The organism is Limnohabitans sp. Hippo4 (genome assembly GCF_003063605.1).
Taxonomy (GTDB): Bacteria; Pseudomonadota; Gammaproteobacteria; order Burkholderiales; family Burkholderiaceae_C; genus Limnohabitans_A.
Genome location: NZ_NESE01000003.1, coordinates 1 through 19,288, shown reverse-complemented (window position 1 = coordinate 19,288; position 19,288 = coordinate 1). Strand labels below are relative to the sequence as shown.

General features: G+C 54.4%; 18 protein-coding genes, 1 tRNA gene and 1 pseudogene. 18 read left to right on the top strand and 2 right to left on the bottom strand.

The window, feature by feature from the left end; translation table 11 throughout:
- Positions 1-3 precede the first annotated feature (3 nt).
- The 13 genes from boxA (at position 4) to B9Z46_RS09025 (ending at position 14,638) form a co-directional block, all read left to right on the top strand.
- Positions 4-1,278 (top strand): benzoyl-CoA 2,3-epoxidase subunit BoxA, encoded by a 1,275-nt coding sequence (gene boxA, locus B9Z46_RS09085; protein WP_108255910.1) that lies wholly within the window; start codon positions 4-6, stop codon positions 1,276-1,278.
- A gap of 104 nt (positions 1,279-1,382) precedes the next feature.
- Complete coding sequence (locus B9Z46_RS09080) at positions 1,383-1,943, top strand: DUF3305 domain-containing protein (protein ID WP_108255908.1); 561 nt, start codon at positions 1,383-1,385, stop codon at positions 1,941-1,943.
- Positions 1,940-2,569, top strand: coding sequence for a DUF3306 domain-containing protein (locus B9Z46_RS09075; protein ID WP_108255906.1), 630 nt, complete (start codon positions 1,940-1,942; stop codon positions 2,567-2,569). The genes B9Z46_RS09080 and B9Z46_RS09075 overlap by 4 nt, the downstream gene beginning before the upstream one ends.
- A complete protein-coding gene (locus B9Z46_RS09070) occupies positions 2,529-4,628 on the top strand; it encodes a 4Fe-4S binding protein (RefSeq protein ID WP_108255904.1) in 2,100 nt (699 codons plus the stop codon). Before B9Z46_RS09075 ends, B9Z46_RS09070 begins: the two co-directional genes overlap by 41 nt.
- 10 nt (positions 4,629-4,638) lie before the next feature.
- Entirely contained in the window at positions 4,639-5,256 is a 618-nt protein-coding gene (locus B9Z46_RS09065; RefSeq protein ID WP_055359885.1) for a molecular chaperone, read from the top strand.
- A 119-nt stretch (positions 5,257-5,375) separates the two neighbouring features.
- Positions 5,376-5,579, top strand: coding sequence for a formate dehydrogenase (locus B9Z46_RS09060; RefSeq protein WP_108255902.1), 204 nt, complete (start codon positions 5,376-5,378; stop codon positions 5,577-5,579).
- Between the two features lie 37 nt (positions 5,580-5,616).
- Positions 5,617-8,580, top strand: coding sequence for a formate dehydrogenase subunit alpha (locus tag B9Z46_RS09055; protein ID WP_108255900.1), 2,964 nt, complete (start codon positions 5,617-5,619; stop codon positions 8,578-8,580).
- Positions 8,581-8,607: 27 nt separating this feature from the next.
- The gene (fdh3B, locus tag B9Z46_RS09050) at positions 8,608-9,219 is read left to right on the top strand and encodes a formate dehydrogenase FDH3 subunit beta (protein WP_055359888.1); all 612 of its coding nucleotides are present in this window, start codon (positions 8,608-8,610) and stop codon (positions 9,217-9,219) included.
- Positions 9,216-9,461 carry a hypothetical protein gene (locus tag B9Z46_RS09045; protein ID WP_108255898.1) on the top strand — a complete coding sequence of 82 codons (246 nt, stop codon included), beginning with the start codon at positions 9,216-9,218 and terminating at the stop codon, positions 9,459-9,461. Before fdh3B ends, B9Z46_RS09045 begins: the two co-directional genes overlap by 4 nt.
- A gap of 58 nt (positions 9,462-9,519) precedes the next feature.
- Positions 9,520-10,686 (top strand): formate dehydrogenase subunit gamma, encoded by a 1,167-nt coding sequence (locus B9Z46_RS09040; RefSeq protein WP_108255896.1) that lies wholly within the window; start codon positions 9,520-9,522, stop codon positions 10,684-10,686.
- A gap of 18 nt (positions 10,687-10,704) precedes the next feature.
- On the top strand, positions 10,705-11,088 hold the full coding sequence (locus B9Z46_RS09035) for a hypothetical protein (protein ID WP_108255894.1): 384 nt from the start codon (positions 10,705-10,707) through the stop codon (positions 11,086-11,088).
- A 90-nt stretch (positions 11,089-11,178) separates the two neighbouring features.
- A complete protein-coding gene (locus tag B9Z46_RS09030; RefSeq protein WP_108255892.1) occupies positions 11,179-12,066 on the top strand; it encodes a formate dehydrogenase accessory sulfurtransferase FdhD in 888 nt (295 codons plus the stop codon).
- Positions 12,059-14,638 carry an ABC transporter permease gene (locus B9Z46_RS09025; protein WP_108255890.1) on the top strand — a complete coding sequence of 860 codons (2,580 nt, stop codon included), beginning with the start codon at positions 12,059-12,061 and terminating at the stop codon, positions 14,636-14,638. The genes B9Z46_RS09030 and B9Z46_RS09025 overlap by 8 nt, the downstream gene beginning before the upstream one ends.
- A 2-nt stretch (positions 14,639-14,640) precedes the next feature.
- On the opposite strand, the gene B9Z46_RS09020 is transcribed toward B9Z46_RS09025, so the two are convergent.
- Complete coding sequence (locus tag B9Z46_RS09020) at positions 14,641-15,285, bottom strand: Smr/MutS family protein (RefSeq protein WP_108255888.1); 645 nt, start codon at positions 15,283-15,285, stop codon at positions 14,641-14,643.
- Between the two features lie 41 nt (positions 15,286-15,326).
- The gene (gene radC / locus B9Z46_RS09015) at positions 15,327-16,001 is read right to left on the bottom strand and encodes a DNA repair protein RadC (RefSeq protein ID WP_055359895.1); all 675 of its coding nucleotides are present in this window, start codon (positions 15,999-16,001) and stop codon (positions 15,327-15,329) included.
- 173 nt (positions 16,002-16,174) lie between these two features.
- On the opposite strand from radC, the gene B9Z46_RS09010 reads away from it, so the two are divergent.
- The 5 genes and pseudogenes from B9Z46_RS09010 to B9Z46_RS15235 all read left to right on the top strand — a co-directional run.
- Positions 16,175-16,618, top strand: coding sequence for a peptidylprolyl isomerase (locus B9Z46_RS09010; RefSeq protein ID WP_055359896.1), 444 nt, complete (start codon positions 16,175-16,177; stop codon positions 16,616-16,618).
- A 34-nt stretch (positions 16,619-16,652) separates the two neighbouring features.
- Positions 16,653-17,597 (top strand): 4-hydroxy-3-methylbut-2-enyl diphosphate reductase, encoded by a 945-nt coding sequence (gene ispH, locus B9Z46_RS09005; protein WP_108255886.1) that lies wholly within the window; start codon positions 16,653-16,655, stop codon positions 17,595-17,597.
- A gap of 30 nt (positions 17,598-17,627) precedes the next feature.
- On the top strand, positions 17,628-18,950 hold the full coding sequence (gene serS, locus B9Z46_RS09000; RefSeq protein WP_108255884.1) for a serine--tRNA ligase: 1,323 nt from the start codon (positions 17,628-17,630) through the stop codon (positions 18,948-18,950).
- Between the two features lie 49 nt (positions 18,951-18,999).
- Positions 19,000-19,089: transfer RNA gene (locus B9Z46_RS08995), tRNA-Ser, on the top strand.
- 110 nt (positions 19,090-19,199) lie between these two features.
- Positions 19,200-19,288: pseudogene (locus B9Z46_RS15235) on the top strand (IS6 family transposase); the annotation flags it as partial.

Sequence of the window (19,288 nt, the reverse complement as noted above, 5' to 3'; positions counted from 1 at the left end):
GCCATGACCACAGAAGCCGTTTTAATTCAGCAACACCTGATTGATCCCGAGATCTGCATTCGTTGCAACACCTGCGAGGCCACTTGCCCCGTAGGCGCCATCACGCACGACTCTCGCAACTATGTGGTTGATGCTGAAAAATGCAATCTGTGCATGGCCTGTGTGCCACCTTGCCCCACAGGCTCCATTGACAACTGGCGCAGCATGCCCAAGGCCAAGGCCTATTCCATCGAAGAGCAATTGACATGGGATGACTTGCCTGCCGCCTTGAGCGATGCTGAGCTTCAAGCCATGGGTGTGGACAGTCAAGCTGTGACTTCTGCCCCTGCCGTAGAGGCTGCACCTGCACAAGCTGTCAATGCCTCTGGCGAAGTTGTGTTCAATTCCGCCGCTTATGGTTCTACCTTGCCACCTTGGTCCGCAGCGCACGCGTACACCAACTTGTATGGCCCTAAAACGCCCACACAAGCCACAGTGGTCGGCAATTTCAAAGTGAACGAGGCGGGCACCAGCAACGAAACCCATCACATCGTGATTGATTTCGGCAGCATGCCTTTCCCAGTTTTAGAAGGTCAGTCTGTGGCCATCGTGCCGCCAGGTGTGGATGCTTCTGGCAAGCCGCACCATGCACGCCAGTACTCCATTGCCAGCCCGCGCAATGGTGAGCGCGCCGGTTACAACAATTTGTCTTTGACGGTGAAGCGCGTGGTGGAAGATCACGACGGCAAGCCGGTCAAAGGCGTGTGTTCCAACTATTTGTGCGATGTGAAAGTGGGTGACACGATTCAAGTGATCGGCCCGTTCGGCAGCAGCTTCTTGATGCCCAACCACCCCAAGTCCAACATCGTGATGATTTGCACCGGCACAGGCAGTGCGCCCATGCGCGGCATGACCGAGTGGCGCCGTCGTTTGCGTCAAACGGGCAAGTTTGAAGGTGGCAAACTCATGTTGTTCTTCGGTGCCCGCACCCAAGAAGAGCTGCCTTACTTTGGTCCGCTGCAAAAGTTGCCCAAAGATTTCATTGACATCAACTTTGCTTTCTCGCGCACACCAGGTCAGCCCAAGCGCTATGTGCAAGACGCCATGCGCGAGCGTGCTGCCGATTTGGTGGCCTTACTTCAAGATCCCAACACGTATTTCTATGTGTGCGGTTTGAAGAGCATGGAAGAAGGCGTGGTCTTGGCTTTACACGACGTGGCCACCCATGCAGGACTGAACTGGGACCAGTTGGGCGCCACGCTCAAAAAAGAAGGCCGTTTGCACCTAGAAACTTATTGAGTTTCTGACCCATACTTCTGAGCATTCGTTGAATTTCAGAAGTTTCACGCCGTCTGAAAGGCGGACAAGCGCCAATGACTTTGAATCATTGGTACTATCCGCCCATGAGTTCCAGACCCTCCATTGATGTTGCCGTTGTCATGCGCCGCGAGCGCGTGCAGGGTGACATGGCCAAATGGCAGACTTGGCGTTGGATTCTGGACGACGTCACGCCCCACGAAGAAGGCTTTGGCAAGCACCCCAAGTGCTTGTGCGAGGGGGAGGATGGCGCGCTGTGGCTGTTTCCCAATTTCAAAGTCGAGTTGTATCCAGACGATGCAGAAGGCTACCTTTTGAACGTCACCTCGCCCGATCCCTGTTTCTTTGTGATGTGGCGCATGGAAGAGCAAGCTGCCTTGAGCGACGATCTGGTGGCCGTGCCCGAACGCGTCTCGCTCAGTTATCACGATGCTGGCCGATGGCTAGACGCGCAAGAAACCATCGAGCAGGTTCCTGCTTCACCCGACATCGTTGAATGGGTGCGTGAATTTGCCAAGCAACATTACACACCCGAGGTGAAGCGCCGCCAGCGGCCGCAAAGTTTTCAAGCGCTCACCGATCGTTTTGGTCAACCCGCCAAGGTCACCACCAGTGATCGCTCTGGCCGAAAGGTGGACGGCGCATGACTGAGAATTCCGGTGGTTTTTTCAGCCGTTGGTCGCAGCGCAAACAGGCTGTGAAGTTGGGATTGGCTGAAGAAGACATCAGTCCAAACAAAGTGCAAGACAAACCGCAGCCCTCTGTACAGAACAGCGAAGTTTCTGTGGCCAATGTCAAGCCTGAATCGGCCGACCCTGCTGCTGAGCCACCCAAGTTGCCCACGTTGTCGGATGTTGAGCAATTGACACCTGATTCTGATTTTTCGACGTTCATGACGCAAGGCGTCTCCCCAGAAGTTCGCAATGCGGCCATGAAAAAACTTTTCACCGATCCGCATTACAACGTGATGGACGGTTTGGACATTTACATTGGCGACTACAACACGCCAGATCCTTTGCCCGCTGGCATGCTGGCCAAAATGGTGGGCGCCCAATTTTTGGGTTTGGTGAAAGCCCCCGAAGATGTGGCACAGTCCAGCACTTCAGATGGCGACACTCCCAAACCTGCAGAGACAAAGTTGGCTGCCAACGCAAACAACTTAGACAACCCTGAGCCCCTAGAAAACAACTCGGTACAACATGACCACACTCATTTGCGATTGCAATCAAACCATGCCCCTGCAGACCCAGAAGCTGGGTCAGGCGCTGGGTGAATCGCTCACACTGCACAGCACACTTTGCCGCCGAGAAGCGGGCGCATTTCAGAAGGCCATTCAATCGGGTCAAGAAGTGGTGGTGGCCTGTACCCAAGAGAAAAAGCTTTTCTCTGAGTTGGCTTCACAAACAGAAGGCGCAACGTCCCCCATCAAATTTGTGAACATCCGTGAGGCGGGTGGTTGGAGCAGCGATGCACAAAACGCCTCCCCCAAACTGGCTGCGCTATTGGCCGCAGCCCATCTGCCTGAACCCGACCCAGTGCCTGTCGTCCCTTTCAAAAGTGAAGGGCGCTTGTTGATCATTGGACCTCTCGATCAAGCTGAAAAGGCTGCCGCCATGCTGGCCGATGTCTTGCAAGTGGTGATCTTTGCACAGGGTGCTGGCGAAGCAGGTGGCTCGCAAGAGCGTCAATACCCTGTGATCGCTGGCGAATTGAAATCAATGAGCGGTTGGTTGGGCGCCTTTGATGTGTCATGGTCTGACAACAACCCCATCAACCTGGATTTGTGCACACGCTGCAATGCTTGCGTGCAGGCTTGCCCCGAGAACGCCATTGGTTTGGATTACCAGATCGACATGAGCGTGTGCAATGACAGCCGCGCGTGCGTCAAGGTTTGCCAATCTGCTGGGGCCATTGATTTCAACCGTGTGCCCACAGAAGCTTCCGAAAAGTTCGACCTCATTTTGGACCTCCGCCCTGCAGGCACGACAGGTCCGCAGTTTTTGCAACACGCGCCACCACAAGGTTATTTCAAATGGAACGGACAGGATCTGGCGACGCTCATCAAGTTGCGCGACATGGTGGGCGAGTTTGAAAAACCCAAGTTCTTTGTTTACAAACAAAAACTTTGTGCACACAGCCGCAACGAAACGGTGGGCTGCAATGCCTGCGTCGACATTTGTTCTGCCGAGGCCATTTCAAGCGACAAGTCGCGCCAACAAATCAAAGTCAATCCCAACTTGTGTGTGGGGTGTGGCGCTTGTACCACCGTGTGTCCTACGGGCGCTTTGACGTATGCCTACCCCAAGGCACAAGAGCAAGGTTCGAAAATCAAAACGCTATTGTCTACCTACCATGCGGCAGGTGGCAAAGAGGCAGTGCTGATGTTGCACAGCCAAGAAGCCGGACTCAAAGTGGTGGAAGAGTTAGGCCGTGCAGCGCAACTCAAATTGGCCAAGGGCATCCCCGCCAATGTCATTCCCATGTCTTTGTGGCACACCGCCAGTTTGGGTTTGGAAGTTTGGCTAACGGCAGTGGCCTATGGTGCGCATCAAGTTTTGGTGCTCTGCACACACGAAGAAGCACCACAATATTTGGAGGGGCTAGAGGCGCAAATGGCCGTTGCCCAGAGTTTGTTGGCGGGCCTAGGCTACGAAGGCATTCATTTTCAAATTATGCGTGCCAAAAACGGCATGGACTTAGACGCTAGTTTGCAAGCCAACAGCGCCGCAAAAGCACAAGCCAAATGGAAGAACCAAGTGCCGGCCGTGTATGCCAAGTACGCCGTAGCCCCCGAAAAGCGCAGCACCCTTGAATTGGCATTGGACCACTTGAGCGAGCATGCACCCTCGGCATTGCAGGCCAGCAACAGCGCCATTGCGTTGCCTGTAGCATCACCTTTAGGTGCTTTGAAAGTCAATGCTGACAAATGCACGTTGTGCCTGAGTTGTGTCAGTGCATGCCCAGCCAGCGCATTGCAAGACAACCCCGATTTGCCGCAACTGCGTTTTATCGAAAAGAACTGTGTGCAGTGCGGCTTGTGTGCCACCACGTGCCCCGAAGATGCCATTGAGTTGGTGCCACGTTTCTTGCGCACGCCCGAGCGCAAGCAAGCGCAAGTCTTGAACCAATCTCAACCCTATGGTTGTGTAAAGTGTGGCAAACCATTTGGCACCCTCAAGGCCATCGAGGCCATGTTGGGTAAATTGGCCGGTCACAGTATGTTCCAAGGTGCCGCATTAGAGCGCCTCAAGATGTGTGGCGATTGCCGCGTCATCGACATCTATTCCAATTCGGATGAGGCCAAGATTGCCAACATCCCTCCCAAATCTTGAAGAAATCCAAATGACTTCCAATCTGTCATCGTCCTCAGCCCTAGACGAAGAAACGGCGCGCGCTGAAATTTATGGCTTGCTCGCGCAATTGTTTTATCAAGTGCCCAGTCCTGAATTGTTGGCACAACTGCGCGTTGCAGTGACGGATGCGCCCGTGGCCGGTGGATTTTTAGAAGAGCCATGGCGTCAACTTGTTGCTGCATCGCGAGTGTCAACTGATGCTGACATCGCCTCGGAGTACAACCAATTGTTTGGGGGTGTGGGCAAGCCTGAAATTTACCTTTACGCCTCACATTACGTGAGTGGTTTTCTCAACGACAAACCGGTTGCCAGATTGCGTGAAGATTTGGCCGCGCTAGGCTTGGAGCGCGACGACAGCATGTCGGAAACAGAGGACCATTTTGCGTGCCTTTGCGAAGTGATGCGCTATCTGATTGCGGGTGACGATGTGGCCATCTCCAACCTCACACAACAACGCGAGTTCTTCGCAAAGCATGTTCAGCCTTGGGTTCAAGAGATGCTGGATGTCATCTTGAAACATCCCAGAGCGCAATTCTTTGCGCAATTGGCTGCGTTCACCCAAGCATTTTTGAACATTGAGACCCAAGGTTTTGATTTGCTGACTTGAAAATTGTCAAGCCGGAAAGCGCACAAACATAAGGGTTTCCCCATTGTTGCAATAAGGCGAACTGTTAACATCACTGAGGTATGCAAAGTATTTCCTAAGCATCTTTCAAGGAAACATTCATGAGTACGCAAAACCCTAAAGTTTCACGTCGCACATTGTTCGCTGGTGCAGGCACAGTTGGTGCTGTGGCAACTGCAACAAGTTTCTTACCCCAAGTAAAAGACTTGGCGCCCCAAATCACTCAAAAAGCCAAACCCGAACGCGGTGGTGGCTACGAGCTATCCGAGCACGTCAAGCGTTACTACAAGACCACCTTGGTCTAAGTCCTTTCTCAAACACTCACCTCTTCTGGAGAGTTTCATGTTGTTGACCAAAAAGAATTCTGGCACCTCAGGTGCTTCAGCGTCGCCGTTCGTGCACAGTTTGCGCCGCGGCCTCACACAGGCATTGCCCACACTCGATCGACGCACTTTCTTGCGCCGTTCTGGCTTAGGGGTTGGCGTTGGCTTGGCCGCTTCGCAACTGAGCTTGGTGAAAAAAGCCCAGGCGGGCACGCAAGGCGGCTCCATCATTGGCGCAGGCAAAGTTGAAGTGAAGCGTACCGTTTGTACCCACTGCTCAGTGGGTTGCGCTGTTGACGCCGTTGTTGAAAACGGCGTGTGGGTTCGCCAAGAACCTGTGTTCGATTCGCCCATCAATTTGGGTGCACATTGCGCCAAAGGTGCAGCGCTTCGTGAGCACGGCCACGGCGAATACCGCCTGCGCTATCCCATGAAGTTGGTCAATGGCAAGTACGAGCGCATCAGCTGGGACTTGGCCCTGAAAGAAATCAGCGAACGCATGATGGAGCTGCGCAAAGCCAGTGGCCCCGACAGCGTTTATTTCATTGGCTCTTCCAAGCACAACAACGAGCAAGCCTATTTGATGCGCAAGTTTGTGAGTTTCTGGGGCACTAACAACACCGATCACCAAGCGCGCATTTGCCACTCCACCACGGTGGCGGGTGTGGCCAATACATGGGGCTACGGCGCCATGACCAATTCGTACAACGACATGCAGAACAGCAAGTGCGCTTTGTACATCGGCTCGAATGCGGCCGAAGCGCACCCTGTCAGCATGTTGCACATGTTGCATGCCAAAGAAAATGGCTGCAAGATGATCGTGGTCGATCCACGTTTCACACGCACTGCGGCCAAGGCCGACGAGTACGTGCGCATTCGCTCCGGCACCGACATTCCTTTCTTGTTTGGCATCGTCTATCACATCTTCAAAAACGGATGGGAAGACAAGAAGTACATCAATGACCGTGTGTACGGCATGGAAGCGGTCAAGGCCGACATCATGGCCAAGTGGACACCCGACAAAGTGGAAGAAGCTTGTGGTGTGAAAGAAGAGCAAGTTTTCAAAGTGGCCAAGATGCTGCACGAAAACAACCCCAGCACCATCGTGTGGTGCATGGGTCAAACTCAGCACACCATTGGCAATGCCATGGTTCGTGCCTCTTGCATCTTGCAGTTGGCGTTGGGCAACATCGGTAAATCGGGTGGTGGCACCAACATTTTCCGTGGTCACGACAACGTACAAGGCGCCACCGACGTGGGCCCCAACCCCGATTCATTGCCTGGCTACTACGGGTTGGCTGAAGGCTCTTGGAAGCACTTTGCCAAAGCGTGGGATGTTGACTTTGAATGGATCAAGGGCCGCTACGCCAGCCCTGCCATGATGGGCAAAAACGGCATCACGGTGTCGCGCTGGATCGATGGTGTGCTCGAGAAAAACGAACTCATCGACCAAGACAGCAACTTGCGCGGCGTGTTCTATTGGGGCCATGCCCCCAATTCTCAAACACGTGGTTTGGAAATGAAGCGCGCCATGGACAAGCTCGACTTGTTGGTGGTGGTCGATCCCTATCCATCCGCAACCGCTGCCATGGCGGCCATGCCTGGCAAGCCAGAAGACCTGAACCCCAATCGCGCGGTGTATTTGTTGCCCGCAGCCACACAGTTCGAAACCAGCGGTTCTTGCACAGCGTCCAATCGCTCATTGCAATGGCGCGACAAGGTCATCGATCCCTTGTGGGAAAGCCGCTCTGACCACATGATCATGTACCAATTGGCCGACAAATTGGGCTTTGGCAAAGAGCTGGTCAAGAACTACAAAATGCAAAAAGTCAAAGGCATGGACGAACCCGTGCCCGAAGACATCCTGCGCGAAATCAACAAATGCGTCTGGACCATTGGCTACACCGGCCAAAGCCCAGAGCGCCTGAAAGCGCACATGCGCAATATGCATTTGTTTGATGTCAAAACGCTCAAATCCAAGGGCGGTAAAGACAAAGAAACAGGCTACGACTTTGGTGATGATTATTTTGGTTTGCCATGGCCCTGCTACGGCACGCCCGAACTCAAACACCCAGGTTCCCCCAATTTGTACGACACCTCCAAACACGTTATGGAAGGCGGCGGCAACTTCCGCGCTAACTTTGGCGTGGAGCGTGAAGGTAAATCCTTGTTGGCCGAAGACGGTTCTCATTCCAAGGGCGCTGACATCACCACCGGCTACCCCGAACTCGACCATGTGCTGCTCAAGAAATTGGGCTGGTGGAGTGAACTCACCGAAGCTGAAGCCAAAGCAGCTGAAGGCAAAAACTGGAAGACCGATTCTTCTGGTGGCATGATGCGCGTGTTCATGAAGAACCACGGTTGCCATCCCTTCGGCAATGCCAAGGCCCGTGCAGTGGTTTGGAACTTCCCCGATCCTATTCCTCAGCACCGCGAGCCACTGTATGGCACCCGTCCAGACATGATGGCCAAGTACCCCACGCACGACGACAAGAAAGCCTTCTGGCGTCTGCCCACTTTGTACAAAACCATTCAAGACAAGAACATTGCCGACAAGGTGCATGAGAAGTTCCCGCTCATCATGACCTCAGGCCGCTTGGTGGAATACGAAGGCGGTGGCGAAGAAACACGTTCCAACCCATGGCTGGCCGAGTTGCAGCAAGAAATGTTTGTGGAGATCAATCCTCAAACTGCTTCCAAACGCGGCATTCGCAATGGTGAACGTGCATGGGTCAAAACACCTACGGGTGCACGCTTGAATGTGCAAGCTTTGGTGACAGAGCGCGTGGCGCCTGACACCGTGTTCTTGCCTTTCCACTTTTCAGGTCGTTGGCAAGGTGCCGACATGCTGGCGCATTACCCCAATGGCGCAGCACCGATTGTGCGCGGTGAGGCGATCAACACGGCCACCACTTACGGCTACGACAGCGTCACCATGATGCAAGAAACCAAAACCACCGTTTGCGATGTGGAGAAGGCGTAAAGCCTTTGCCACACACAGGAGTAAAACATGGCAAGAATGAAATTTATCTGTGATGCAGAGCGCTGCATTGAATGCAACGGTTGTGTCACGGCTTGTAAAAACGAACACGAAGTGCCTTGGGGCGTGAACCGCCGCCGTGTGGTGACTTTGAACGACGGCGTGCCTGGCGAGAAATCCATTTCGGTGGCCTGCATGCACTGCTCAGACGCCCCCTGCATGGCGGTGTGTCCCGTGAACTGTTTCTATCGCACCGAAGAGGGTGTGGTGTTGCATGACAAAGATGTGTGCATTGGCTGTGGTTACTGCTCCTATGCTTGCCCCTTTGGCGCACCCCAGTTCCCAAGCGCAGGCACCTTTGGTGTTCGCGGCAAGATGGATAAATGCACATTCTGCGCAGGCGGCCCCGAAGCCAACGGCAGCCAAGCCGAATTTGAAAAGTATGGTCGCAACCGTTTGGCAGAAGGCAAGTTGCCTGCATGCGCCGAAATGTGTTCTACCAAAGCCTTGCTTGCTGGCGACGGCGACGTGGTGGCCGACATCTTCCGCAACCGCGTTGTACAACGCGGCAAAGGCGCAGAAGTTTGGGGTTGGGGCACTGCCTATGGCAGCAAAACCGATTCGAAAGGTGCCAAATCATGAGCCGCATCCATCGTTTAACAGGCCTGGCTTGCGCCGTGTTGTTGGCTTCAGGCCTTTCCGCTTGCGGCGACAAAGTGCAAGAGTTGGCAGGCCAACCTAAACTTGACGCAGCGCCCCACACCGGCACCGGCGTTCAAGTGTTCACTACGTCCGACTGGAAAGCCGGCGACAAAAACAGTTGGGCCCAGCAACTCAAAACACGCGCTCAATATGGGCAAAACGATCACTCGCGATCCAACTGAAAGTGGGAGAGCAACCATGAACCGATCTTCGGTATCCACACACATTCAGTCGGGTCTGATGGCGGCTTGTTTGATGTTGGGGGCTGTATGGAACGTTTCCGCACAAACGCAGCCTGCAACTGCTGCGCCTGCAGCTGAAAGCGCCAAAGCAGTCGCACCGGGTGTTCAAAGTGCCAACATCTTTTCCATTGCACCCGACGCCAACACAGATCCTAAATACGCAGACCAAAACAATGGTGAGCGTGGCAAGGTTCAGCCTGGCAACAATGCCCCCATGTGGCGCCAAGTGGGTGCGGGTGTGACGGGCTACAGCAGCTTGCCAGCGTCGCAAGCGCCCGAAGCCGGCAACCTCATTCAGCCTTTTGTGCAATACCCAGGCTCCAAACTCACCACCGCAGGTGAGGCATGGCGTCAAGTTCGCAACAACTGGATCATTCCTTATGGGGGTTCTTTGTTGCTGATTGCAGCATTGGCCATTGCGCTTTTTTACTACGGCAAAGGCACTATGACATTGCATGGCGCTGAAACTGGCCGCAAGATTGAACGCTTTACACCCCTTGAGCGCGCTGCCCACTGGACCAATGCCATTGCCTTTGTATTGTTGGCAGTTTCTGGCGTGGTGATGGCTTTCGGTAAGTTTTTCATTCAACCCATCATTGGCAATGCTTTGTTTGGTTGGCTGACTTATGCCTTGAAAAACATCCACAATTTTGCAGGCCCCTTGTTTGCGGTATCCCTCATCATTGTGTTTGTGACCTTCTTGAAGGACAACTTCCCCAGCAAAGAAGACATTACTTGGTTGTTGAAGGGCGGTGGCTTGCTTTCTGGCCAAGAAGTTCCTTCGCATCGCTTCAATGCCGGTGAAAAAGTGGTGTTCTGGTTCGGTGTCTTGGGCTTGGGCCTTATTGTGGTGGCGTCAGGTTTGGTTCTCGACAAACTTATTCCCGGTCTCATGTACGAGCGCAGCACCATGCAAATTGCCAACATGATTCATGGTGTCGCCACCATCCTCATGATGGCCATGTTCATGGGCCACATCTACATGGGCACCATTGGCATGCAAGGCGCCTACAGTGCCATGCGCGATGGTTATGTTGACGAAACTTGGGCCAAAGAGCATCACGAACTTTGGTACAACGACATCAAAGCAGGCAAGATTCCTGCGCAACGATCTCCCGAAGCGCCCGCCCATGGTGGTGCTGCTTCTACCTCGGCATCTGCCTGACGTTTGAGGATTCAAATCATGAAAAAAACATTCATCAGCTTGGCCACACTGTTGTTGGCATCTCTTTTCAGCGTCTCGGCCATGGCCAAGTTGCCAGCACCCAGTGACGAGGCCAAAGCCAAAGCGGCAGAAGCTGCAGCCAAAACGGCCCACGGCAACAAAGTCGCTGACTATCAACTTTGCAAGTCACGTGAAAAAGTGGCTGCGCACTATTACAAGACAGCCAAGGCCACTGGCAAGCCCACCACGCCGCCTGTGGCAACGCCAGCTTGTGCAGATCCAGGCCCCTACGTCGCAGCACCAGCAGCGCCTGCAGTGGCAGCAGCACCTGCACCAGCGGCAGCCAAGCCGGGTGCCACGCCTGCTGCACCCGCCGCAGCAGCGCCCGCTAAAAAATCCTGATTTTTCCCTGAATTCAACAGGTTGAAAGTCCCTCGCTGAGTCAGCGAGGGACTTTTTGCGTTAGGCTCGTGCCTGAACTTTGTATTACCCATGTCGCACCCATCTTCTCTCAAACCCCGACTGACCCAAGCCCATGCCGAATTGACGCGGCAGATTGAGGTCGTCAACGAGTTTGGTGAAAGCTCGCAAGTTCACATTCCTGCAGAGCGTGCACTGACGGTGTACTTGGACAAACGTGAACTGGTGACCCTGATGACATTGGGCGCCAGCCCTGAATTCTTGGTGTTGGGCTTTTTGTTGAACCAGCGCCTCATTCATTCTGTTGCCGAAATTGAGTCCATCACGGTCGATTGGAGCTTGGGCGAAGGTGAAATGGGGCAGCCGGGTGTCGCTGCCATCAAGACACGTGAAGGTCAAAGCCAAGCAGGCAGCAAAACGGCGGCACGCGTGGTGACCACAGGTTGTGGTCAGGGCAGTGTGTTCGGTGATCTGGTCAACGACATCGATGCCATTCAATTGCCACGCGATTCACGCATTGACCAAGCCACCTTGTATGCCTTGGTCAATGCCATTCGCGTGCAAGAAACCACTTACAAATCTTCTGGCTCTGTGCACGGCTGTGCTTTGTTCAAAGGCGCAGAGATGCTGATGTTTGTGGAAGATGTAGGCCGCCACAATGCAGTTGACACCATTGCGGGATGGATGGCAATGAACGATGTCAGTGGCCACGACAAAGTGTTTTACACCACCGGTCGACTGACCAGTGAGATGGTGATCAAGTCTGCGCAAATGGGTGTCTCCATTGCGGTATCGCGCAGTGGCATCACCCAAATGGGTTTGGAAGTTGCACAGCGTGTGGACCTCTGTGCCATTGGCCGTGCCACCAACAAACGTTTCTTGTGCTTCAGCGCTGCGCATCGCCTCACATGGCAAACTGAACTGGCAGAGCCTAGCGTCAAGTCAGTTGCGCATGACTAAAGCTTTGACGCAAGCTACAAGGCCTGAGTGGCTGCTCGCCACTCAATTGGGTTGGCGCAATCTGTGGCGCGACCTTCGCGCTGGCGAACTGAATTTGCTCATCGTCTCGGTGGTGCTGGCCGTGGCGGCGCTGTCAGCCGTAGGATTTTTTGCAGACCGTTTGCAAGCAGGCCTTTGGCGTGACGCAAGGCAACTTCTGGGCGGCGATGCGGTGGTGGTGAGTGACAAGCCCACGCCCGATGTCTTTTTTGAAAAAGCCAAATCCCTCGCGTTGAAAACTCAAACCACCTTGAACTTTCCCAGCATGGCACGTGCAGACGACGCCAAGGGAGGAGAGACCAAGTTGGTGGCTTTGAAAGCCGTCTCAGAAGGTTATCCCTTGCGCGGCAACATGAGCTTGTTCAAAGCGAATGTGCAGCAGCCCAGCATGTTGAGCGACGAAGTGGTCACAACGCGTGATGTGCCCAAGCCTGGTACGGTGTGGGTCGATCCCCCTTTGTTAGAAAGCCTCAACTTGCAATTGGGCGATCGCTTGTGGTTGGGCGATCAAGCTTTTCAAATAGCCGCTCTCATTGAGCGCGAGCCCGACCGTGGTGCCAGCTTTATGAATTTCGCACCGCGCGTCATGATGCATCAACAAGATGTGGCGGCCACTGGCTTGGTGCAACCGGCCAGCCGCATCAGTTATCGCATGGCGGTGGCCGGTGCTGAAGATCAGCGCGATGTGCAAAAGTTTTTGAACTGGGCACGCGAGCAAGTGCAAAGTCCCCACATCAGAGGCGTGCAAATAGAGTCCATGGAAAGCGGCCGCCCTGAAATGCGCCAAACTTTGGACCGTGCCGAAAAGTTCTTGAACCTGGTAGCGCTGCTGGCAGCCTTGCTATGTGCTGTGGCAGTGGCACTCGCAGCGCGCACATTTGCTGCCAGACATTTGGATGGTTGCGCCTTGTTGCGCGTCTTGGGTCAAAGCCAACGCACGCTCACACTGGCATATGGTTTTGAGTTTGTCACAGCGGGTGTGCTGGCCAGCCTCTTGGGTCTGGCTTTGGGCTATGGTGTTCACCATGCCTTTGTTTGGTTGTTGGCAGGTCTGGTGGATGCGCAGTTGCCGCCTAGCTCGGGTGCACCGGCCATCTTGGGTTTGGGCATGGGCTTGACCCTGTTGTTGGCCTTTGGATTGCCGCCTGTTTTGCAATTGGCCAAAGTACCGGCCATTCGCGTTATTCGCCGTGACATGGGTGGTTTGCAACCTGCTTCAGTGGGGGTGTTGTTCACGGGCTTGTTGGGTTTTGCGGCTGCCTTGATGTGGGCCAGCCGTGATGTGAAGCTGGGCTTGATGACCGTCGGCGGTTTTGCGGCGGCCACCTTGTTCTTTGCGGCCATCACGTGGGTCTTGTTGAAGTTGCTTCGTCAATGGGTGCCCAGCTCGGCCACACCACGTTGGTTGCTGTTGGCCACAAGGCAAGTGATGGCACGTCCGGTGTATGCCGTGGTCCAAGTCAGTGCGTTGTCTGTGGGCTTGTTGGCTTTGGTGTTGTTGGTCTTGCTCAGAACCGATTTGATCAGCAGTTGGCGCAAGGCCACACCCGTCAATGCACCCGATCGTTTTGTGATCAATGTGCAGCCCGATCAAACAGCTGCATTTCAATCTGCCCTCTCGCAAGCCGGTGTAGCGCAATACGATTGGTACCCCATGATTCGCGGCCGTTTGGTTGCCATCAATGACAAAGCCGTCAGCCCGGCCGATTACGTTGAAGACCGCGCCAAACGTTTGGTCGATCGTGAGTTCAATTTGTCCGCACGAGCGGCCAAACCTGATCACAATGCCGTGGTTGAGGGCACTTGGACCGATGGCGAAAAAGATGCCGTCAGCGTCGAGGCGGGCATTGCCCAGACCTTGGGTTTGAAAATGGGCGATCGCCTGCGCTTTGATGTGGGTGGTGTGATCTCTGAAGGGCGCATCACCTCCATTCGCAAAGTGGACTGGGGCTCGATGCGCGCCAACTTCTTCGTGATGTACCCCGTCGACGAGTTGCCCGACGTGCCCTTGAGTTACATGGCTGCATTCAAAACGCCGCCTCAAAAATCATTTGAACGCAATTTGCTTCAACAGTTTCCCAACATCACCAGCGTTGACATGCGGGCCACCATCACCCAAGTCCAAAAAGTCTTGGACCAGGTCATTCGCGCGGTTGAATTTTTGTTTGCTTTCACCCTGATTGCGGGTCTGCTGGTGCTGATGGCTGCGGTCACTTCAACCCGCGAAGAAAGAAAACGTGAATTTGCCATCATGCGAGCGTTGGGCGCCACAGGTCGATTGCTGAGCCAGGTGCAAACGGCAGAGCTGATGGGTGTTGGACTTTTGGCTGGTTTCTTGGCCAGTTCGGTGGCCGTGGGCGTCGGTTGGGGCTTGGCCCATTACGTCTTTGAATTCGATTGGACCGCCTCTTTGTGGGTGCCCTTAGCAGGCGCTTTGTCTGGCGCTGGCCTGGCGTGGCTGGCCGGATGGTGGGGCTTGTCGGAAGTGTTGCGTCAGCCCGTGTCACAAACGCTGCGACAAGCTGCTGAATAAAGTTAGCGCGCCTCTGAGGGGGTCAGCAAAACCACCAGTGCACCTGCGCCACCTTCTGCAGGCTTGGCTTGCACAAAAGCCATGACCTGGTTTTTTTGCACCAGCCAACTGTGCACCTTGGATTTGAGGACAGGCGTTTTACCAGGCGAGCCAAGCCCTTTGCCATGCACCACACGCACACAGCGTATGCCGTGCTTGTGGGCTTCGCGAATGAAAGTGGTGAGAGCCAAGCGGGCTTCATCGCTGCGCAAGCCGTGCAAATCAATTTCACGTTGAATCGACCAATCGCCCTTGCGCAATTTGCGCGTCACTTCGGGTCCAACGCTGGGCCTTCTGAAACTCAGGGCCTCATCGGTGTCGAGCAAGGTGCTGACATCAAACTCATCGCTGAGGGAGTCTTGAATGACCTGGGCTTCGTCTTTTTTCAACTGCGTGGCCACGGGTGCGCGGGGAGCTTTAGGCAGATGCGCTTTGTTGTGAACAGGCAAAGGGGCCACTTTGCCGATGGCCCGTGTGAACAAATTCCTTTCGGCTTCAGCCTTCTTCAAAGCGGCGGCGCGCGCGGCCGCCTCAGCAGCTGCTTTGGCTTGCGCCTCGGCAATCTGCTTTTGAATGTGTTTGAGGTCTTGAAGCGATTGAAATTTCACGGTCCAATGTTGCCATAAGCCAGTGCCATTTTTCGCTTCACTTACAAAACACCTTGCTCTGCCATGGAGAAGGCTTGGCCTGGGCCCACAATGACGTGATCGAGCACCCGCACATCCACCATGGCCAATGCCGACTTGAGGGTGTGGGTGAGGTGCAAATCGGCGGGACTGGGATGGACCGAGCCACTGGGATGGTTGTGCGCCAAAACCACGGCGGCGCTGTGATGGTGAAGCGCCCGCAGCACCACCTCGCGGGGGTACACGCTGGTTTGGCTGAGCGTGCCGCGAAACAAAGTTTCCATGCACAGCAATTTGTGCTGAGCATCCAAAAACAGCATGGCAAACACCTCGTGGTGTTTGTGGGCCATGTGCAGTTGCAAATACAGTTGTACGCTGGCGGCGTTTTGCATCACCTCACGTGTTTGCAACTGCTGCGACATGGCCCGTTTGGCCAGTTCCATCACGGCCAACAGCTCGGTTTGTTTGGCCGGCCCCAAGCCTTTGATGTGCCCCTGCTGATAAGCCGGCGTGATGAGCAAGTTGGCCAATCCGCCACTGGCCAATAACATGTCTTGCGCCAATTGCAGCACATTGCGGCCGGCCACCCCTGTTCTGAGCAGCAGTGACAGCAGTTCGGTATCGCTCAAGGCGCTGGGTCCCCGGGCGAGCATTTTTTCGCGGGGACGGGCGTCAGGCGGTATTTCTTGCAGGTTCATGGGCCAGTTCTTTCAGATAAATGCCCCTTTGCAGCGCATTTCCCGGCCAAAGGCCTAGAAGCTTTTTACAATGCGGGGATGGACAGTTCGAGTCTGTGCCCTCAGCCTGCCTTTGGCGGTGCTTTGCTTTTTCATTGGCCTGCATTGAATTGCCTTATTTGCATTGACACACTATGACCACCGTACAAGCCGGATCCTTTTTGACGCTGCACTACCGATTGGCAGGGCCACAAGGCACCCTCATCAACACCTTTGAGGACAAGCCCGCCACCCTGTCGTTGGGTTCGGGCGAGTTGTCGCCCGGCATGGAGGCGTGCTTGATGGGCTTGGAAGAGGGCGTGCGCACCACCTTTGAATTGGCCGCAGGCGTAGCCTTTGGTGATCGCAACCCCGACATGCAGCAATGGGTGGCCCGCAAATTGTTGGCCCAATTGGGTGCTGCGCAAGAACACTATGTGCCTGGCGATGTGGTGCAGTTCCCCACACCCGATGGCCATGGCACCTATGCAGGCGCCGTGATGCAAGTGGCCGAAGATGGCGCGGTGTTGTTCGACTTCAACCATCCCTTGGCCGGACAGCCAGTGACGTTTGAAGTGCACATCATTGGCATTTTGTAAAACCCAAGAAGTCAATCATTGAAACGGGCAACTCATGGGCGTACAAGAAATTTTATTGGCTGAACCTCGCGGCTTTTGCGCAGGTGTTGACCGTGCCATTGACATTGTGGAAGCGGCCATTGCCAAATTTGGCCGGCCCATTTACGTGCGCCATGAAATTGTGCACAACACCTACGTGGTCAACGACCTCAAAACCAAAGGCGCCATCTTCATCGAAGAACTGAGTGATGTGCCGCCTGGCGCCACTTTGGTCTTCAGCGCTCACGGCGTGAGCAAAGCTGTGCAAGCCGAAGCAGAAGCGCGCGGCTTCAATATTTTTGATGCCACTTGCCCCCTCGTCACCAAGGTGCATGTGGAAGTGGCCAAGCTGCACAAAGAAGGTTATGAGTTCATCATGATTGGCCACAAGGGCCATCCTGAAGTGGAAGGCACCATGGGTCAATTGCCCGATGGCATTCACTTGGTAGAAGACGTTCAGGATGTGTTGAAAGTTCAGCCAAAGCAAACCGAACTCTTGGCCGTTGTGACGCAAACCACCTTGAGTGTGGACGATGCCGCAGAAATTTTGTTGGCCGTGAAGCAACGCTTTCCGAAGGTGCGCGAGCCCAAACAACAAGACATTTGCTACGCCACCCAAAACCGACAAGATGCCGTCAAGCTGATGGCGCCTGAGGTGGATGTGTTGGTGGTGGTGGGCAGCCCCACCAGTTCCAACAGCAACCGTTTGCGCGAATTGGGCAGCCGCATGGGCGCCGACAGTTACATGATTGACAGTGCTGACGAACTGGAAAATGAATGGTTTGTTGGCAAACACCGTGTGGGCCTGACAGCGGGTGCCTCCGCGCCTGAAGTGTTGGTGCAAGATGTCATTCTTCGCTTGCGCGCATTGGGTGCTACCTCCATTCGCAAATTGGACGGTGTCACCGAAACTATCAAATTCCCCTTGCCCAAGGGCCTCAAATTAAACGATGGCCATTGATTTTTTGGCCGCTTCAATCTCTCTCTCAACATGCTAGACATCCTTCTACTCCGCAAAGACCTCGACGCTGCTGTGGCGCGCCTGGAAACTCGTAAAAATCCACAAACTTTTTTGAATGTGGAAAAGTTTCGTGCTTTAGAAAATGAGCGCAAAACTTTGCAAACTCGCACGGAAGAATTGCAAAGTCAGCGCAACAATTTGTCAAAGCAAATTGGCATGTTGAAGTCCAAAGGTGAAAGCACTGACCAGGTGATGGCCGATGTGGCCAGCATCAAAACAGAACTCGATGCTTCAGCCATTCGCTTAGAGGCTTTGCAGGCTGAGTTGCAGGACATGCTGTTGGCCGTGCCCAACTTGCCCCACGAAAGCGTGCCTGTTGGCGCGGACGAACACGGCAATGTGGAAGTTCGCAAATGGAGTGTGGACGGCAAAGGCCCCAAGACCTTCGACTTTGAAGTGCGCGACCACGTCGACATTGGCGAAAAGTTGGGTCTCGACTTTGACACCGGCATCAAACTGTCCGGCTCACGCTTTACGTTCATGCGCGGTCAAATTGCTCGCATGCACCGCGCCTTGGCGCAGTTCATGTTAGACACGCAAACGCAGCAACACGGCTACACCGAATGCTACACACCCTATGTGGTGAATGCCGAAACACTGCGCGGCACGGGTCAGTTGCCCAAGTTTGAAGGCGATTTGTTTGCTGCCAAAAAGGGCGGTCAAGAAGGCGAAGAGGCTGCAGACAATCAAGCGCTGTATTTGATTCCCACCTCAGAAGTCACTTTGACCAACGTTGTGCGCGATGAAATCTTGGCCGAGTCAGACTTGCCCATGAAGCTGACTGCTCACACACCTTGCTTCCGTTCAGAAGCGGGCAGTGCAGGGCGTGACACACGTGGCCTGATTCGTCAGCACCAATTCGACAAAGTAGAAATGGTTCAAATTGTTCATCCAGAGAAAAGCTACGAAGCGCTGGAAGAAATGACAGGCCACGCTGAAGCCATTTTGCAAAAACTGGGCTTGCCATATCGCGTGATGTTGCTGTGTTCAGGTGACATGGGTTTTGGCGCTACCAAAACTTATGACCTGGAAGTTTGGGTGCCGGCGCAAGGGACTTATCGTGAGATCAGTTCTTGCTCTAACTGCGAGGCTTTCCAAGCACGTCGTTTGCAAGCGCGTTTTAAAAATGCGCAAGGCAAGAATGAGTTGGTGCACACCTTGAACGGTTCAGGTTTGGCGGTGGGTCGCGCTTTGGTGGCGGTGCTTGAGAATTATCAGAATGCAGATGGTTCAGTGACGGTGCCTGAAGTGTTGCGTCCTTATATGGGCGGCATCACGGAGCTACGCGCTTAAAGTCCGCTGATAGAATTTGCGGCAGTGACCAGCCGCAAAGTTGAGTGTAGGAGAGGTGGCAGAGTGGTCGAATGTACCTGACTCGAAATCAGGCGTGGTGGCAACATCACCGAGGGTTCGAATCCCTCCCTCTCCGCCAGAACAAGTCCTGCTAACTCGCTCAGTCGGGTTGCCAGGCGCTCAGAGCCCCGCACCACGCGGGGCTTTTTGCGGTTCTGTCGCAATAAGGCCGTCGATGGACAATGAGCGATGGCACCACTGCAACTTCAACTGTCAAATTCCACCCTGCGGCGGGTGATCAAGCGATTGCATTTCCCGCTGGAGATCATGCTGGTATG

What these genes read in the sequence shown, in the direction of transcription:
- serS (WP_108255884.1), top strand. Translation starts at nt 17,628, where the DNA reads ATGCTAGACATCCTTCTACTCCGCAAAGACCTCGACGCTGCTGTGGCG.
- ispH (WP_108255886.1), top strand. Translation starts at nt 16,653, where the DNA reads ATGGGCGTACAAGAAATTTTATTGGCTGAACCTCGCGGCTTTTGCGCA.
- B9Z46_RS09010 (WP_055359896.1), top strand. Translation starts at nt 16,175, where the DNA reads ATGACCACCGTACAAGCCGGATCCTTTTTGACGCTGCACTACCGATTG.
- B9Z46_RS09075 (WP_108255906.1), top strand. Translation starts at nt 1,940, where the DNA reads ATGACTGAGAATTCCGGTGGTTTTTTCAGCCGTTGGTCGCAGCGCAAA.
- radC (WP_055359895.1), bottom strand. Translation starts at nt 16,001, where the DNA reads ATGAACCTGCAAGAAATACCGCCTGACGCCCGTCCCCGCGAAAAAATG.
- B9Z46_RS09040 (WP_108255896.1), top strand. Translation starts at nt 9,520, where the DNA reads ATGGCGGCTTGTTTGATGTTGGGGGCTGTATGGAACGTTTCCGCACAA.
- fdh3B (WP_055359888.1), top strand. Translation starts at nt 8,608, where the DNA reads ATGGCAAGAATGAAATTTATCTGTGATGCAGAGCGCTGCATTGAATGC.
- B9Z46_RS09060 (WP_108255902.1), top strand. Translation starts at nt 5,376, where the DNA reads ATGAGTACGCAAAACCCTAAAGTTTCACGTCGCACATTGTTCGCTGGT.
- boxA (WP_108255910.1), top strand. Translation starts at nt 4, where the DNA reads ATGACCACAGAAGCCGTTTTAATTCAGCAACACCTGATTGATCCCGAG.
- B9Z46_RS09045 (WP_108255898.1), top strand. Translation starts at nt 9,216, where the DNA reads ATGAGCCGCATCCATCGTTTAACAGGCCTGGCTTGCGCCGTGTTGTTG.
- B9Z46_RS09030 (WP_108255892.1), top strand. Translation starts at nt 11,179, where the DNA reads ATGTCGCACCCATCTTCTCTCAAACCCCGACTGACCCAAGCCCATGCC.
- B9Z46_RS09065 (WP_055359885.1), top strand. Translation starts at nt 4,639, where the DNA reads ATGACTTCCAATCTGTCATCGTCCTCAGCCCTAGACGAAGAAACGGCG.
- B9Z46_RS09025 (WP_108255890.1), top strand. Translation starts at nt 12,059, where the DNA reads ATGACTAAAGCTTTGACGCAAGCTACAAGGCCTGAGTGGCTGCTCGCC.
- B9Z46_RS09070 (WP_108255904.1), top strand. Translation starts at nt 2,529, where the DNA reads ATGCCCCTGCAGACCCAGAAGCTGGGTCAGGCGCTGGGTGAATCGCTC.
- B9Z46_RS09055 (WP_108255900.1), top strand. Translation starts at nt 5,617, where the DNA reads ATGTTGTTGACCAAAAAGAATTCTGGCACCTCAGGTGCTTCAGCGTCG.
- B9Z46_RS09035 (WP_108255894.1), top strand. Translation starts at nt 10,705, where the DNA reads ATGAAAAAAACATTCATCAGCTTGGCCACACTGTTGTTGGCATCTCTT.
- B9Z46_RS09080 (WP_108255908.1), top strand. Translation starts at nt 1,383, where the DNA reads ATGAGTTCCAGACCCTCCATTGATGTTGCCGTTGTCATGCGCCGCGAG.